The following is a 13726-nucleotide window of genomic DNA, read 5'->3' as shown; positions in this document are numbered from 1 at the left end:
TGCCATGCCCTCGAACATCCAGATCACGCGGCCCCACGGTCTCGGGCTCGAACAGGCCAGAAGCCGCATCCACGCCGTGGCGCGCCGTCTCGAACGTGAATTGCAGGTCGTCTGCCGATGGCAGGGCAATCGGCTGTGGTTTCGTCGCCCCGGCGCCAGCGGGATCATCCTGGTGGCCGAGGACCAGGTCGTCCTCGAGGTCCAGCTCGGGCTATGGCTCGCCCCGATGCGGCAGCTGATCGCCGACCGGATCGACCAGAAGCTGGTCACGGCATTGCGTTGAGGCCGTCGCGCCGTGGTGCTCAACCACTGGGTTTGAACAAGTCCCGAAACAGCGACCGGTTGACCCGGCCGTCGAAGCTCGCAAAGCTCGCGGCGAACCGCTCGCGCGCTTCGCTCTGACGCTCGAGCAGCGCCCCAACCAAGGCGCCGATGGCCAACAGGCTATCGGCGCCGCACTGACCCTCTTGGTCCATGCGATGGGCCGCCTCGCGCAGGAACTGGGCCTGGACCGCGAGATCCTGGTAATGGCCAAGATCGTCGAGCAGGATCTTGGTCTGCTTGATCAGGGTGCTGATCTGGTCGCCGTAGAGGCTGCGAAAGAACTCCATCAGGTAACGCAATTTCTTGATGTCCTTGCGCAGTTCATGCAGCACCGGCGCTGGCGTCGCGGCATCGATCGCACGCCCGTCGTCGCGCACCCGCCGATAACGGCGCCAGATCGCCCGGTCCGCGACAAGCTTCAGCGGCCAATCCGCGCGCGCACCGGCTTCATGAACGCTCACCGGAGTCTCGGCCAATTCCCGCCATTCCTGTGACAAGGCCAACGACTCGGCCGACTCCAACCACTCGGATACCTGTTGCTGGGCAATGCGGTGACGCGTGGACAAGGCCGTCTCGAGCGGCGCGAGGTGAGGCCGGAGCATCGCAGGCAGACGGGCGAGATCGCCTTCGAGTCCCAACAAATAGACGTCGAGATCCCGTGCCGGACCCGTGACCTGCTGAAGCCACGCGAGCCGTTCCCGCAACGACGCCACGCGCGAGGCCGGCAACACATCTTTGATCTGCGACAACAGCGACCGAGCCCGGCGGGTCGCGACACGCAGATCATGCAAGAACTCCGGGTCGAGGTGCGCGCTGGCACCGGCGATGTTCGCGTCGAATACCGCCAACAGGTAACGGAGGATCTCACGCAGGCCCTGCTCGGCCCGCCAGTGGCCAGCGAGATCGATGTCCAGCTTCGACGAATAGTCGCCAGGGGTTCGCTCGATGACGCTCAAGGCCTCGATCAGGCGCGGCACACGCACCCGACGCAAACCGAACGGCCGTTTCAAGGCGGCCAGTCTGCCTTTGATTTCGGTCGCTCCGCCGGACAAAGGCTCTAGCGTGATCTGGACCGGGAGCGCCTTGCTCGGTCCACCGGAGGGATCGCGGACCTGGTCCCGATCGATCCGGGCGCGCACGATCACCCCCTCGCCGCCCGCCGGCAGTTGAACCCGGTCCGAACGACGGTCGATCGCAACGATCGGCAGCAACCGCCGCACGCCAAGCACAGGCGCGAGGAGATCGCGCAGCGGACCATTCGGCAGGTCCGATGCCAGGCCAGGGGGTTGCATCGCGGCCCAACGTCGCGGCCGCTCGCGTCCGGCCAGATCCTGCCAGATCAGCCAGCCGCCATCGGCCGTGGTTTCATGGACGAGCGACACCCCGGCGCGAAACAAGCGCCAATCGAAGCTGTCGTAAAAACGGTGCTCGGTCGCCACAGCGGCCACTTCGCTGATCGGCCGATCCTGCGACAGACGCGCCAAGAGATCTGCCACACGGGATTCATCGGGGACCACATAACTCACGAGGACCGGCATCCTGATCTCCAGCGGGGCGACGTGTCGTGAGCCGGGTCCAGAGGAACGGCCCGCGAGCGAAGGCCCCTTGTCGACGTCAGCGCAAACTCAACGATCATTCTAACGCAAGGCACCCTTGTCGTACTTTGCTATCAGGAGAAACCAGATGAACCGACTCGATCGCCTCAAGACCATGACCCGGGTCGTCGCCGACACTGGTGATGTCGAAGCCATTGCCGAGCACAGACCGCAGGACGCGACGACCAACCCGTCGCTGTTGTACAAAGCAGCCCGGATGCCCCAATACCGCGAACTGGTCCAAGAGGCCATCGACTTCGGCCAGCGACAGGGCGGCCCGCCCGACGAGCAGGCTCGCTGGATCATGGACCGTCTCGCCGTGAACTTCGGCATCGAGATCCTCGACGTGGTTCCCGGTCGCGTCTCGACCGAGATCGACGCGCGCCTTTCGTTCGATACCGAGGGCACCGTGCGTCGCGCCGAGACGCTGATGGACCTGTACGCCCAGGCCGGTATCCGGCCGGAGCGAGTGCTCTTGAAGATCGCGTCGACCTGGGAGGGGATTCGCGCGGCCGAACGACTCGAACGGCAAGGCCTGCACTGCAATCTGACCTTGCTGTTCGGCTTTGGCCAGGCCGTGGCCTGCGCCGACGCCGGGGTCACACTGGTGTCACCCTTCGTCGGGCGCATCCTCGATTGGTACAAAAAAACGGAACAGGTCGACGGCTACCCGGCGGATCAGGATCCCGGGGTCCGGTCCGTGACACGAATCTATAATTATTACAAACACTTCGGATACAAGACACAGGTCATGGGGGCCAGTTTCCGCAATCACGAAGAGATTCTCGAACTGGCCGGCTGCGACCTGCTGACCATCTCTCCCGCCTTGCTCGAGGAGCTGGCGTCCAGCGACGACGAGGTGCCGCGCAAGCTGGATCCGGAGCGGGCCCGGGCGATGATGCTCGAACGCGTCGACCTCGACGAGAGCGGCTTCCGCTGGGTGCTCAACGAAGATCCGATGGCCACCGAAAAACTGGCCGAAGGCATCCGTCTGTTCACGGCCGACACCCTTGAGCTGGAACGATTCGCGTTAGAGCTTCGCCGACGGGCTTGATCGGCTTGGATAGCATCTGGCGGTCGGCAAGGAGACCCGAGCCGTGGCGCGTTTTCCGGTAGACTAGCGCGCCATGTCCAGGTCGTTGCCCAAACCCCCGAAGTCCCTGCTGCGGCCAGTGGGTCGCGCCATCGTCGAATTCGATATGATCCGTGCCGGCGACCGCGTGCTCGTGGCCGTCTCGGGTGGCAAGGACTCGCTGTCGCTGCTTGCGATCCTGCACCATCTGCGGACCTATGCGCCGGTCCGTTTCGAGCTGGGGGTCGTGACCGTCGATCCGGAGGTTCCTGGCTTCGACCCGGCACCGCTGCAGGGTTATTATCGGGATCTCGACCTGCGCTGGCACTACGAACGCCAACCGATCATGGAGGAGGCCAAGACCCGCATGGACGGTGATTCCTTTTGCGCATACTGCGCCCGAATGAAGCGCGGCATCATGTACCGGATCTGCCGCCGCGAGGGGTACCAGGTCCTGGCCTTGGGTCAGCACCTGGACGACCTGGCCGAAAGCCTGCTGCTGTCTCTGTTTCACGGCGGACAACTGCGCACGATGAAGGCCCACTACCGCAACGATGCCGGCGATGTGCGGATCATCCGTCCATTGGCCTACTGTCGCGAGCGCCAGACCGCGGCCTTCGCCGCGACCGCCGGGCTGCCGGTGGTCCCCGACAGTTGCCCGGCCTGCTTCACGCGACCGGCCCGCCGCGAACAGATGAAGGCGTTGCTGGCCAACGAAGAAGCCCGGCACCCGCATCTGTTCGCGAACATCCGACACGCGCTGAAGCCGCTCTTGACCGAGGGGTCCAGGCCCTAGCGACCTGGCCCATCCACCAGGGAACGACACGATGGCGCGGAGCGCCGACCCACCGCCAGCGCTCGGATGCAAGCAGACCGACCGCTCGTCGATTCAGCCGGTGACCTTGCGCACGCCAGTCGCATGGCGTCGACGCGGCCTCGATTGGCTCTTTCCACCGACCTGCGCCCTGTGTGGCGCACCAGGCCAACCGGGGCTCGACCTCTGCACCCCCTGCGAGCGCGAATTGCCGGGCAATCTGCGCGCCTGCCCAGCTTGCGCGCAGCCCTGGCCACTTGCGCAACCCGCCGACCCGCTGTGTCGCCGCTGCCGACGCCGCCCACCGCCCTTCACCGCCGCCCATGTCCCCTTTCTCTACGAGGGCATCCTTCCGGCCTTGATCGCCGGCGCCAAGTTTCGCGGTCGGCTGCACCTGGTCAGGCTGGTCGGAACCCTGTTGGCACGCGCCTTGGCCGAACAGCGGGCCACACGACCGGCCTTGCTCGTCCCGGTGCCGTTGCACGCGTCGCGCCTGCGCGAACGAGGCTACAATCAAGCCCACGAAATCGCTCGGACAGTCGCCACCGAACTGGGCCTGGCCGTAGACGCCCGTTGCTGCGAGCGGATCCGTGCGACATCCCCGCAGATGGGCCTTACCGGCACCGCGCGGCGCCGCAATCTTCGCGGGGCCTTCGGCCTCCGGGCCGTGCCCGATGCCGACCACATCGCCGTGATCGACGACGTCGTGACGACCGGAACCACGGCCGCCGAACTCGCGCGGACACTGCTGCGTACCGGTGTCGTGACCCGGGTCGATCTGTGGGGGGTCGCCCGGACCCCGTGACCGGCCGCCGATCTTCATTACCGAGCCAGCTCGGGAACCTCAAAGCCTCTCCAGATACCGCACCCCTCCAAGACGATCCATCTGGGTACGGATCCAGGTCGCGCGCCGTTTGACCGCAGGCGATGGATCCTGAACCCGGTACCCTTGCGGATTGGGCAGCACTGCGGCCAACTGCGCGGCCTCCGCCGGACCGAGCGCCTCGACCGGGCGTTGGAAATAGCGCCAACTGGCGGCGCCGACACCATAGGTATCGGGACCGAACTCGGCGATGTTCAGGTAGATCTCGAGGATCCGGGTCTTCGGCCACAGATATTCGATCAGCGCGGTGAACCAAGCCTCCAGGCCCTTGCGCAGCCAGCTTCGACCATGCCACAGGAACAGGTTCTTCGCCACCTGCTGGGACAGGGTCGAGGCGCCGCGCAGGCGGCCACCGGCCTGATGGGCCGCCCAGGCCTTGCGCATCTCGATCAGATCGAAACCCTTGTGATCGGGAAAACGCTGATCTTCGGCCGCGATCACGGCCAAGGCGACGACCGGCGGGATGCGTTCCCAGGGGACCCATTCATGATGCACGAGCGGCGGTGGCTGGCCTTGCCACCATCCCGCGATCTGATGCTGGATCATCACCGAGGAACTCGGTGGGTCGATCCAGCGCAAGGCCAATACCAGCGCAATCGACACCAGCGCCAGGACGAGCGGCGCGATCAGCAGGCCCTTCAGAATCCGGCGCGGGCGCCGACGACGACGAACAGGCATAGGTCTTCCGGCTTGGCTTCTATGGCTGATGAAGGATGCCCCCGCCGACGCGCGTTGCTGCCATCGATGGGCGGCGGACCGAAGGCACCAAAGCAGGGTTGCGGGACAGGTACGAACCGGTCAGACTCCCAGGACACGAGGCCGTCCGCAGGGTCGATCCCGCACCGCGCCGAGCGCGCGACGATCGTCCACCCGGACTGGCGCCAGGTCGTCAAACAGCAACAGTCTCGTCCCTGACTGGCAACATTGACGTGCGACTATTGGCGGGACCGGCGATCCCCGTTCGCAGCCGTGACGAAGCGCGTCGAGGTCGTCGGTCTCGTGCCGAACCCCTCTGACCGGGCCGATGATCGTCATGGGCACATTCCGATGCCACCGCGACAAACCCATCCCCCTTCGAGCCCTGCCGGCCCGCCCCCGTTCGCACCAGGCGCCCTATGGCGCTGGCCGCTCGCGCGCGACGTCAGTTGGACCGATCGTCAACTGATCCGCGTATTCGCACGGCTGGCCTTGACGCAGGTGGTCACCGTCGACGGCTGGGAGCGCCTGCTGCCGTCTCACGACCCCTTCATCTTGATCGCCAACCATAGTTCCCGGCGCGAGGCCCTGTATCTGCCCGCCTTGTTCCTGCTCGTGCGCTCGGGCAAGCCGATCCGTTTTCTCGCTGATTGGAATTATCGCCTGTATCCAGGGGTCGGCTACCTGTACGACCACAGCGGCGCCATCACGGTGACCCGCAAGCCGGCCCGTCCGCGCTGGCTCAACCGCTTCAAACAGCGCTACCAGACCGCCCGGTCCCCATTGGATGTGGCCCGTGACACGCTGCTGCAGGGCGGATCGGTCGGCCTTTACCCGGAGGGGACCGTCAACCGCAGCGCGCTGCGCCTGCTGCGCGGGCGATACGGCGCGGCGCGCCTGTCCCTGGAACTCGAGGTGCCGCTGCTACCGGTCGGCCTCCGGTTCGGCGCTGGGCAGTCAGCGAACGGGCTGATCGACTCCAACGCACCCTTGTATATTCTCGTCGGCGAGCCGCTGCATCCAACGGTGGCAGGCGCCCTGGTGTCGCCGCGACAGGTGCGGGACTGGCACCGTGAAGCCATGATCGCCCTCTCCGCCCTGTGCGACAAGCCCTGGCTGGCGCAAGAGTCATCCCCAACCGAACCAGTTCACGATCCGGACAAAGGCGTCCGAGGAGGACTCGCATGTTGACGAAGACCACTGTTATCCGGGTCAGCGACGCCGTCACACGGGCGCAGGCCCTCGAGGTGTTGCGCTCGACCTATCAGGACGAGAAGGGGTGGGTCGATCACGCCGAGACCCAACTGCCAGCGAGCGACCTGACCAGTCCGGCGATCTCCTGGTTCGTCGCCTTCCGCGGCCGGCGCCCGGCGGGGGTGCTGCGCGTCTATTACGAGCCACCGTTGGGCCAATACCGCGACTACCGGGTCACGCTGCTCGATCCCAGGGTCGATGTCGACCGCTTCCTGGCGACGACCCGGATCGCCGAGATCGGTCGTTTCGCCATCATCCCGTCCTGCCGGCGCAATCTGCTACTGGCCGTCGCCCTGATGCGGGCCGCGACCCGCGAGACACTCGAGCGCGGCTTCACGCACTACATCACCGATGTGTTCGAGAACGACCCACATAGTCCCTATGGATTCCATACCCGCGTCATGGGGTTTCACCCGGTCGCGACCCATGACGACGGCGAACTGCGCTGCGCCAGCCGGCGGATCACCATGATCCTCGACCTGAAGGCCGCCTATCAGCGCCTCAAGGAACGGCGCAACTGGATCTTCCGTTCGCTGACCGCGGATTGGGACGAAGGTCTGCACCGGCAACTGGCGAGCTGACCGGCCCGATCCCGACCGCGGCGACGCGACGAGCGGTCGTGGCCCCGGTCCCGCGAGGACAGGGGCCCGCGGGACCTTCGATCGAAACGTCGGCCCGCGCCGAGGGTATCGGTCGGTCATGGCGCAGGCGGCGCCGAGGTGCGACCACCCCGCCCCAACGGGGCCAGTCACGCGAGGTCGTGCTCGATGATCTCCTCGACACGCCGACAGATCTCGCGGCCGTAGTCGGTCCATTGACCCTGTCCCCAATACCGGTAGCAGCTCGTCTGCGACGTCATCAAGTGGAACAGGGCATTGCGAAAACGCGGGTCATCCGGAGCGATCCCGGGCTTCAAGATCCGCTCGTTGAACAGCGAACTGGCCCGCTCCATCGGACCCAACACGTTGTCGTAGCCCCGAACCCAGGACAGATCGTTGGTCCAACTGCCGCCGTCCATGTGAAACCGGTGGTCGGACTCCTTCAGATCGGCGATCACCTCGGCCAGACGCGCGGGGCCGTCCCCGGGCTTCATGCGCTCCCAGATCTTGTCGTGGAACAGAGGCTGGACCGGCGTGAAGTCGCCGACCTTGATACCCATCGCGAACAGGTGTTCCAGGTATTCGCTGACGTTCATCAAGGGCACGTCGGACCCGCTGGCAGCGCGGACCACCTCTTGGTACTTGGGCGGAAACTCGTTCATCATCACGCCGCCATTCTCGCCATCGGCGATCTGCGTCACCAACGGCGGCACGGAACGACCGGCCAGCTCCCAACGCTGCAAGCTTTGGGCCTCGTACCAGGGCTGCATCTGGGCAACGAGCTTGGTGTCCGAGCCCTGGGTCTTGATGATCGCGATGATGCTGGCCGTCTCGCCCTTCGAACTCGTGCAGACCAACCGATGCGGCAGATGCGGTCGCTGCGGATGCCAACCCTCGTCGACCTGCTGCACCGAATGCTCTTGGACCAGCACCCACTGGTAGCCGCAATCGACCAGGGTCCGGACGAACTCGTAGGCCACATCGGGGTGGTTCGGCAACGCCATCTCGGACGGCGAGAACCCCCGCACCCGCTCCAAGGCCTCCCAGCCGAAGATCGCGGCGAAATGCTGCTGCCAGGCACGGACGTGAAGGCGATAGTCCTGCACCGGGGTCGACGGGGCAACCGGATGACCCCAAGGCATGCCGAGCCATTCGGTCGTCGACCGATAATCCGGGTTGCAGGTAATAGTCTTCAGCGCGTCGATCACATCATCGAGCCCCATCCTGCGCAGGCCGTGCAACAAGGTCCCCGAGTATTCGAGCATGACCCGCGGCGCGTGGCCCTCCCCGACCAACTGCGGGATGATCTCGCCGAGCCGTTTGTAACACCAATGGAAGACCGGCGCATTGTGGTTGTCGCCGATACCCTGGTTCTCCATCATGTATTGGAGGTTGCTGATCAGTCCCGCCGTGCGCAAGGTTTCACCACCCGCGGGAATCAGCGGTTGATGCATGTGCAGCGCGATCGCCGTGGCCGCGCGAATAGCCGCGAAATCGACGCGACCGCCATCGGCGAACAGGGTCTTGTCGCGACCAATGGCCACCGCGCGGGCCACCTCGGCCTCGGCGCCCGAGACATTCGGGACGTTATCGACATATTCCGGTAACGGGTTCATGCAGGTCTTCTCCTTACTGACGAAGGTGTCATGCTGATGTCATTGCGGATCGGTGCCAGCGGGCCGACGCGGGATCTCGAACGCATCCCCCCTGGGTCAAGATCCGTTCCGTGACGAGGGTCCGGCATATCCCGCGCGGGCCAAGGACTCCCAAGCGGCCTCCAACCCACCCGCGGCGCGCGGCACCCAGGCCTCGCCCCAATAGAAGTGACAACTGGTTTCCGCCTGCAACAGGTGACGCAGGGCTTCCTCGAGTTCAGGCACGACCAGCGGCCCGTCCTTGACCATCGCCTCGGCGGCGCGCGCGGCATGAATCGCCGTGCTCAACTCGGCCACCGCGGCCAAGGCGTCCCGCTGGGCCAGCGACCCGGTCCATTGGGTGAAATCCCGACCATCGTGCCAGCCCGTGTTCCAGGCCCCAGTATGGACGCGAACCTCGCCATAGGGACCATGATGGTCCAGGTAATCGCCGATGAAGACCGGCCTGATCGGCGCCTGACCGGCGCGAACCCGATCCAGCAAGGGCCGATAAAAGGCCGTCCAGAAGTTCGCACCTTCGGTGACATTGCGAAACCAGCCGCCATTCTCGCCATCGGTACAGGTGGTCACCAACGGCACGAAATCGCACCAGCGAGTCCGCGCTGCCACCTCGGCCAGGAACCAATCGACGTCCATGCCGGATTCCTGCGCATTCGACAGATCGCGATCACGGACGATCACGACGATCTCGTCCTGACCGTAGCGGGCGATGTGCGGGCGATAGCGTAAGGCCGGCCAGCTCATTCGCGTCAGCGGCTCGACGTGCTCGCTATCGACCAGCACATAGCGGTAACCGGCGGCCCGCAGCAGAGGGATCAACTCCATCGAGAAGCCCATCTCTGGCGGCCAGAAACCCTCGAACTGCGGGCGCCAGAAGAGGTGTCGGGCCAGCGCGAGCCAACGTTCCAAGTGCTCGCGTCGATCCTCGGGCGGGATCAGCGGCAGGACAGGATGGTAATAGCCGGTGCCGAGGATCTCGAACAACTCCTGGTTCTGGAAATGCCAGAGCAGCGAGCCACAATCGACGATGCCGTACACGCGGTCCTGGAAGGCGGGGTCGGTCAAGGTCTCGAGCAGGGTGCCGGACAGCGATAGATGCACCCGGGCAAGATCCTCGTAGCCCCAAAGACTTCGTGGGATCCGGTCCATCGCGAACAGGATCTCCTTCGCCTCCCATTCCCGATGTTCCAGCAAGGACTCCAGATTGCCCGGCGGTTGATGGAGATTGAGCACGAGCGCGTGTTGCGGAATCATGGATCGGACCCCGGCTCTCTTGGTTGCCACTGGGCGCCGGCGAGCCATCCTGGTGCCCTGCGGGGGGCTAGACCTTCAACGAGGCAGGCACCCTGTCCCTCGATATTGCTGTGCTGGCCGGATCGCCGGCAGGTCGCCGCGCCACGGCGATTCGATCCAAGAAGGCGAGCCGTCATTCTAGCCCGGATAGATTGGGCTCGCTGCAATTTTGGTTTGTCTTCGGTCGCGGAGTTGATTCAGAATGCCTCACCGATCTCTTCAGGTAGGGGATTCTACATGGCGAATGACAAGAAGCTGAACTCAGCCGGCAAGACCCGGGCGAAGCAGGCCAAGGGTCAGGAAGCCGGCCCCGAACCGAAACCGGCCAAGCCCACCACGAACGTCAGGAGCACCACGCCCGCCCGGAGCACGACCAGCAAGAAAGCGCCAGCAACGACCGCCGCCAAGGACAAGGCGCCGACGCAAGCCGCAACCGAGGCGGCCGCCCCTCGTTCCACCGCACGCCGCAAGGCGCCCCCCGCGATCGAACCGACTCGCTCCAAGACCAAGACCGCCGGCCGTCGGAACGCGAGCCTGGCGGCCACCCCCCTGTCCGCCGAGGAACGCGAGCACATGGTGCGCATGGCCGCTTACTTCAAGGCCGAAAAGCGCCAGTTCGCACCGGGTTACGAGGCGCAGGACTGGGCCGAGGCCGAACGGGAGGTCGACGACTGGCTCCGGCAACAACACCATCGTTGAGGCCGGAGGGCTGGATTCGGCCGGGATCCGGCTAGCGGAAGAACTGGCACCGTCGTCTAGTGCCTCGTGCCTTCGTCGGCGAGATGTCCGACAATTTCGCTATGACGCACGAACGACGGGGATGACGATGCGAGGCAAACAGGGTTCGGTCATGATCTTCCTTCGGGGCCTTGGGAACCTCGCGACCACGGCCGTCCACCCAGGACCTCGGACAGACGCCGGTCCAACCTGGAGATCGAACTGGCGCCCTCCCCGAACGCGGCGGCCTTCATGCCTGACTGGTTGCGCGGCGGATCCTCGGCCGATCGCCTGGACGCCGACCTGGACATCGGAAACCACGACAAACCGATGCCCTCGTCGCGCTGAACCGGCCGACCGATGTTCGTCGGGAACGGGCAAATGGGCGGCCATGCCGTCCTTCAGCGCCTAACGCGAATACGCCGCCAGCTTCGTCCCGCTCTTCGCCGCTGCGGTAGCCAAAGGCACCGGGCCGGTCCGATCACATCGACGTCACAGACGCGGTGTCGTCGCATTGGTAGAATACGGCTCCTTTGCAGCTGGACCCGCGACCTACGCCAAGGAACCCCTCGATGACCGAGACCCAAGACCCTGTCAGTCAGGTCGATCCGACCAAAGCGATCCTGTCCAGCCCGGTGCCGGCACAAGGCGCGACCGACCCCGACGATCCGGCGCTTTACCTGAACCGGGAACTGACCTGGCTACAGTTCAACCAGCGAGTCCTGAACGAGGCCGCGGACCCGCGCACACCCTTGCTCGAACGGGTCAAGTTCATTGCGATCGTCAGCAACAATCTCGACGAGTTCTTCATGAAACGGATCGGCGGTCTGAAGCAGCAGATCGCCGCCGGGATTCACAGCACGACCGTCGACGGGCGCACCCCACAGCAACAGGTTCAGGAATGCCACACCGTGATCCGCGCGATGCAGGCGGAACAAAGGCGGATCTTCGATGAGGTCATGGCGCTGCTGGAAACTCACGGCATTCGCTTGGTGCAGATCGCCGATCTGCCCGAGGGTACCCGAGCACGCCTGCGCGAGCAGTTCCGCACCGACATCTTCCCGATGATCACGCCGTTGGCCATGGACCCGGCGCATCCCTTCCCGTTCATCTCGAACTTGGCCCTCAATCTGCTGGTGACGCTCCGTTTCCCGGGCGGCCAGGAGACCTATATGGCCAGGATCAAGGTCCCGGTCAGCAAGGACGTATCCAAGCGCCTGATCCAGGTCGACGAGGTCAACACCTTCGTCACCCTCGATGATCTGATCGCGACAAATCTCGACATGCTGTTCCCCGGCATGGAGATCGCCAGTTGCCAACGCTTTCGGGTCACGCGCAACGCCATCGTCGAACCTGCCGAGGAGGCCGCGAACGACCTGCTCGAACTGATCGAGACCGAACTCCGTGAACGGCACTTCGCACCGATCGTGCGCCTCGAGGTGCAACAGGGCATGAACCCGACCCATCGCGGCATGCTGGCGGCGGAGCTGGGGCTCAACGAGGAACGCGATGTCTACGAGGTCGAGGGTCTGATGGCCATGCGCGACCTGTTCGAGTTGGCCACCCTCGAGATCCCCGAACTGCGCGATTCGCCGCATCGCCCCGTCGATCATCCGCTGCTGGCCAACGACCAGCGCAACATCTTCCATATCATCCGCGAAAACGGACCGCTGCTGTTGCAGCACCCTTACGAGTCCTTCAGCACGACCGTCGAACGCTTTCTGCGCACCGCCGCCGAGGACCCGAAGGTCCTGGCCATCAAGATGACGCTCTATCGCACCTCCGGCTCGATGCTCGAATGGCTCGTGAAGGCGGCGCGCAACGGCAAGCAGGTCGCGGTGCTCGTCGAGATCAAGGCCCGCTTCGACGAGGCGGCCAATATCGCGTGGGCGCGGCGCCTGGAAGCCGAGGGCGTCCATGTGACCTACGGGGTCCTCGGCCTCAAGACCCACAGCAAGCTGATCCTGGTCGTGCGTCGCGACTATTCGCAACTGCGTCGCTACTACCACATCGGGACCGGCAATTATCACCCAGGCACCGCGAAGCTCTACACGGATCTCGGCATGCTCGGCAGCGACGAGGCGATCGGCCAGGATTTGACCGAGCTGTTCAACTACCTGACCGGCTACTCGCCGCCGCCGAGCTATCGCAAGATCCTCCCCGCCCCTTACACGCTCAAACGCGGCATCCTTGCGAAGATCCAGCGCGAGATCGAGCACCACGAGAAGAACGGTGACGGTCACATCCAGATGAAAATGAACGCGCTCGAGGATGTCGACCTGACCCGGGCGCTGTACAAAGCCAGCCGCGCCGGGGTCAAGGTCGACCTGATCATCCGCGACACCTGTCGTTTTCGCCCGGGGCTGCCGAGCCTGTCCGAGACGGCCCGCGTCGTCAGCATCGTGGGACGCTTCCTCGAACACGCCCGGATCCTCTATTTCCGCAACGGCGGCGACGAGGAGTACTACATCGGCTCCGCCGACATGATGCGCCGCAACCTCGAGAGCCGTGTCGAGGTCCACGCACCGGTCGAGCATCCGGCCCTGCGCCAGGAGCTGCGCCTGATCCTCGATGTCCAGCTCTCGGATCCGCGCTCGGCCTGGGACATGCAGCCCGACGGCACCTATGTCCAGCGGCGGCCAGCCGATGACAGTGCCAAGGGCGCGCAGGAGACGCTGATCGCGGTCGCCGAACGGCGCCTGTCGGCCAGCTCCAAGCACAAGGAGAAGAACTTTCGCTCTCGCTTGTTGAATCACTTTCAGCGCCGACTCAAGGCCGAATGACGCCGGTCACGGGCCGCCACCGTCGGGCCGGCCCGGTGCGG

The 13726-nt window shown here is 65.1% G+C and carries 12 protein-coding genes; 8 read left to right on the top strand and 4 right to left on the bottom strand.

Going from position 1 to position 13726, the window contains the following annotated elements; translation table 11 throughout:
* The first annotated feature begins 4 nt into the window (after nt 1-4).
* Nucleotides 5-283: a polyhydroxyalkanoic acid system family protein gene (locus tag ABC977_RS01515; protein ID WP_369665455.1), complete on the top strand. Its 279-nt coding sequence runs from the start codon at nt 5-7 to the stop codon at nt 281-283.
* A gap of 19 nt (nt 284-302) precedes the next feature.
* Here ABC977_RS01515 and ABC977_RS01510 read toward each other — a convergent pair whose 3' ends face one another.
* Entirely contained in the window at nt 303-1862 is a 1560-nt protein-coding gene (locus ABC977_RS01510) for a CYTH and CHAD domain-containing protein (RefSeq protein WP_369665454.1), read from the bottom strand.
* Nucleotides 1863-2007: 145 nt separating this feature from the next.
* On the opposite strand from ABC977_RS01510, the gene tal reads away from it, so the two are divergent.
* The 3 genes from tal to ABC977_RS01495 all read left to right on the top strand — a co-directional run bounded on the left by tal (nt 2008) and on the right by ABC977_RS01495 (nt 4610).
* A complete protein-coding gene (gene tal, locus ABC977_RS01505) occupies nt 2008-2973 on the top strand; it encodes a transaldolase (RefSeq protein WP_369665453.1) in 966 nt (321 codons plus the stop codon).
* A gap of 73 nt (nt 2974-3046) precedes the next feature.
* Nucleotides 3047-3787, top strand: a complete 741-nt coding sequence (locus ABC977_RS01500; RefSeq protein ID WP_369665452.1) for a PP-loop family protein — start codon at nt 3047-3049, stop codon at nt 3785-3787.
* 31 nt (nt 3788-3818) lie between these two features.
* Nucleotides 3819-4610: a ComF family protein gene (locus ABC977_RS01495; protein ID WP_369665451.1), complete on the top strand. Its 792-nt coding sequence runs from the start codon at nt 3819-3821 to the stop codon at nt 4608-4610.
* A gap of 39 nt (nt 4611-4649) precedes the next feature.
* Here the strand turns inward: ABC977_RS01495 and mtgA are convergent, their stop codons facing one another.
* Complete coding sequence (gene mtgA, locus ABC977_RS01490; RefSeq protein WP_369665450.1) at nt 4650-5366, bottom strand: monofunctional biosynthetic peptidoglycan transglycosylase; 717 nt, start codon at nt 5364-5366, stop codon at nt 4650-4652.
* A 291-nt stretch (nt 5367-5657) separates the two neighbouring features.
* Here mtgA and ABC977_RS01485 point away from each other — a divergent pair, with 291 nt between their 5' ends.
* Entirely contained in the window at nt 5658-6575 is a 918-nt protein-coding gene (locus ABC977_RS01485; protein WP_369665449.1) for a lysophospholipid acyltransferase family protein, read from the top strand.
* Complete coding sequence (locus tag ABC977_RS01480) at nt 6569-7219, top strand: GNAT family N-acetyltransferase (RefSeq protein ID WP_369665448.1); 651 nt, start codon at nt 6569-6571, stop codon at nt 7217-7219. The genes ABC977_RS01485 and ABC977_RS01480 overlap by 7 nt, the downstream gene beginning before the upstream one ends.
* A 167-nt stretch (nt 7220-7386) precedes the next feature.
* On the opposite strand, the gene ABC977_RS01475 is transcribed toward ABC977_RS01480, so the two are convergent.
* Both ABC977_RS01475 and ABC977_RS01470 read right to left on the bottom strand, forming a co-directional pair.
* On the bottom strand, nt 7387-8853 hold the full coding sequence (locus ABC977_RS01475; RefSeq protein WP_369665447.1) for a polysaccharide deacetylase family protein: 1467 nt from the start codon (nt 8851-8853) through the stop codon (nt 7387-7389).
* Between the two features lie 96 nt (nt 8854-8949).
* The gene (locus ABC977_RS01470) at nt 8950-10146 is read right to left on the bottom strand and encodes a polysaccharide deacetylase family protein (protein WP_369665446.1); all 1197 of its coding nucleotides are present in this window, start codon (nt 10144-10146) and stop codon (nt 8950-8952) included.
* Between the two features lie 276 nt (nt 10147-10422).
* Between ABC977_RS01470 and ABC977_RS01465 the strand changes: the two genes are divergently transcribed.
* Both ABC977_RS01465 and ppk1 read left to right on the top strand, forming a co-directional pair.
* Nucleotides 10423-10884: a DUF2934 domain-containing protein gene (locus tag ABC977_RS01465; protein WP_369665445.1), complete on the top strand. Its 462-nt coding sequence runs from the start codon at nt 10423-10425 to the stop codon at nt 10882-10884.
* A gap of 590 nt (nt 10885-11474) precedes the next feature.
* Nucleotides 11475-13685 (top strand): polyphosphate kinase 1, encoded by a 2211-nt coding sequence (gene ppk1 / locus ABC977_RS01460; protein ID WP_369665444.1) that lies wholly within the window; start codon nt 11475-11477, stop codon nt 13683-13685.
* Nucleotides 13686-13726 lie beyond the last annotated feature (41 nt).

Origin of the sequence: Thioalkalicoccus limnaeus (genome assembly GCF_041197575.1) — a bacterium.
Classification (GTDB): Bacteria; Pseudomonadota; Gammaproteobacteria; order Chromatiales; family Chromatiaceae; genus Thioalkalicoccus; species Thioalkalicoccus limnaeus.
The sequence above is the reverse complement of the archived record's forward strand: the minus strand, read 5'-3'. Positions and strand labels throughout refer to the sequence as shown.

Coding starts and splice junctions, on each gene's coding strand:
- tal (WP_369665453.1), top strand. CDS start 2,008: ATGAACCGACTCGATCGCCTCAAGACCATGACCCGGGTCGTCGCCGAC.
- ABC977_RS01465 (WP_369665445.1), top strand. CDS start 10,423: ATGGCGAATGACAAGAAGCTGAACTCAGCCGGCAAGACCCGGGCGAAG.
- ppk1 (WP_369665444.1), top strand. CDS start 11,475: ATGACCGAGACCCAAGACCCTGTCAGTCAGGTCGATCCGACCAAAGCG.
- ABC977_RS01515 (WP_369665455.1), top strand. CDS start 5: ATGCCCTCGAACATCCAGATCACGCGGCCCCACGGTCTCGGGCTCGAA.
- mtgA (WP_369665450.1), bottom strand. CDS start 5,366: ATGCCTGTTCGTCGTCGTCGGCGCCCGCGCCGGATTCTGAAGGGCCTG.
- ABC977_RS01500 (WP_369665452.1), top strand. CDS start 3,047: ATGTCCAGGTCGTTGCCCAAACCCCCGAAGTCCCTGCTGCGGCCAGTG.
- ABC977_RS01475 (WP_369665447.1), bottom strand. CDS start 8,853: ATGAACCCGTTACCGGAATATGTCGATAACGTCCCGAATGTCTCGGGC.
- ABC977_RS01510 (WP_369665454.1), bottom strand. CDS start 1,862: ATGCCGGTCCTCGTGAGTTATGTGGTCCCCGATGAATCCCGTGTGGCA.
- ABC977_RS01495 (WP_369665451.1), top strand. CDS start 3,819: ATGGCGCGGAGCGCCGACCCACCGCCAGCGCTCGGATGCAAGCAGACC.
- ABC977_RS01470 (WP_369665446.1), bottom strand. CDS start 10,146: ATGATTCCGCAACACGCGCTCGTGCTCAATCTCCATCAACCGCCGGGC.
- ABC977_RS01480 (WP_369665448.1), top strand. CDS start 6,569: ATGTTGACGAAGACCACTGTTATCCGGGTCAGCGACGCCGTCACACGG.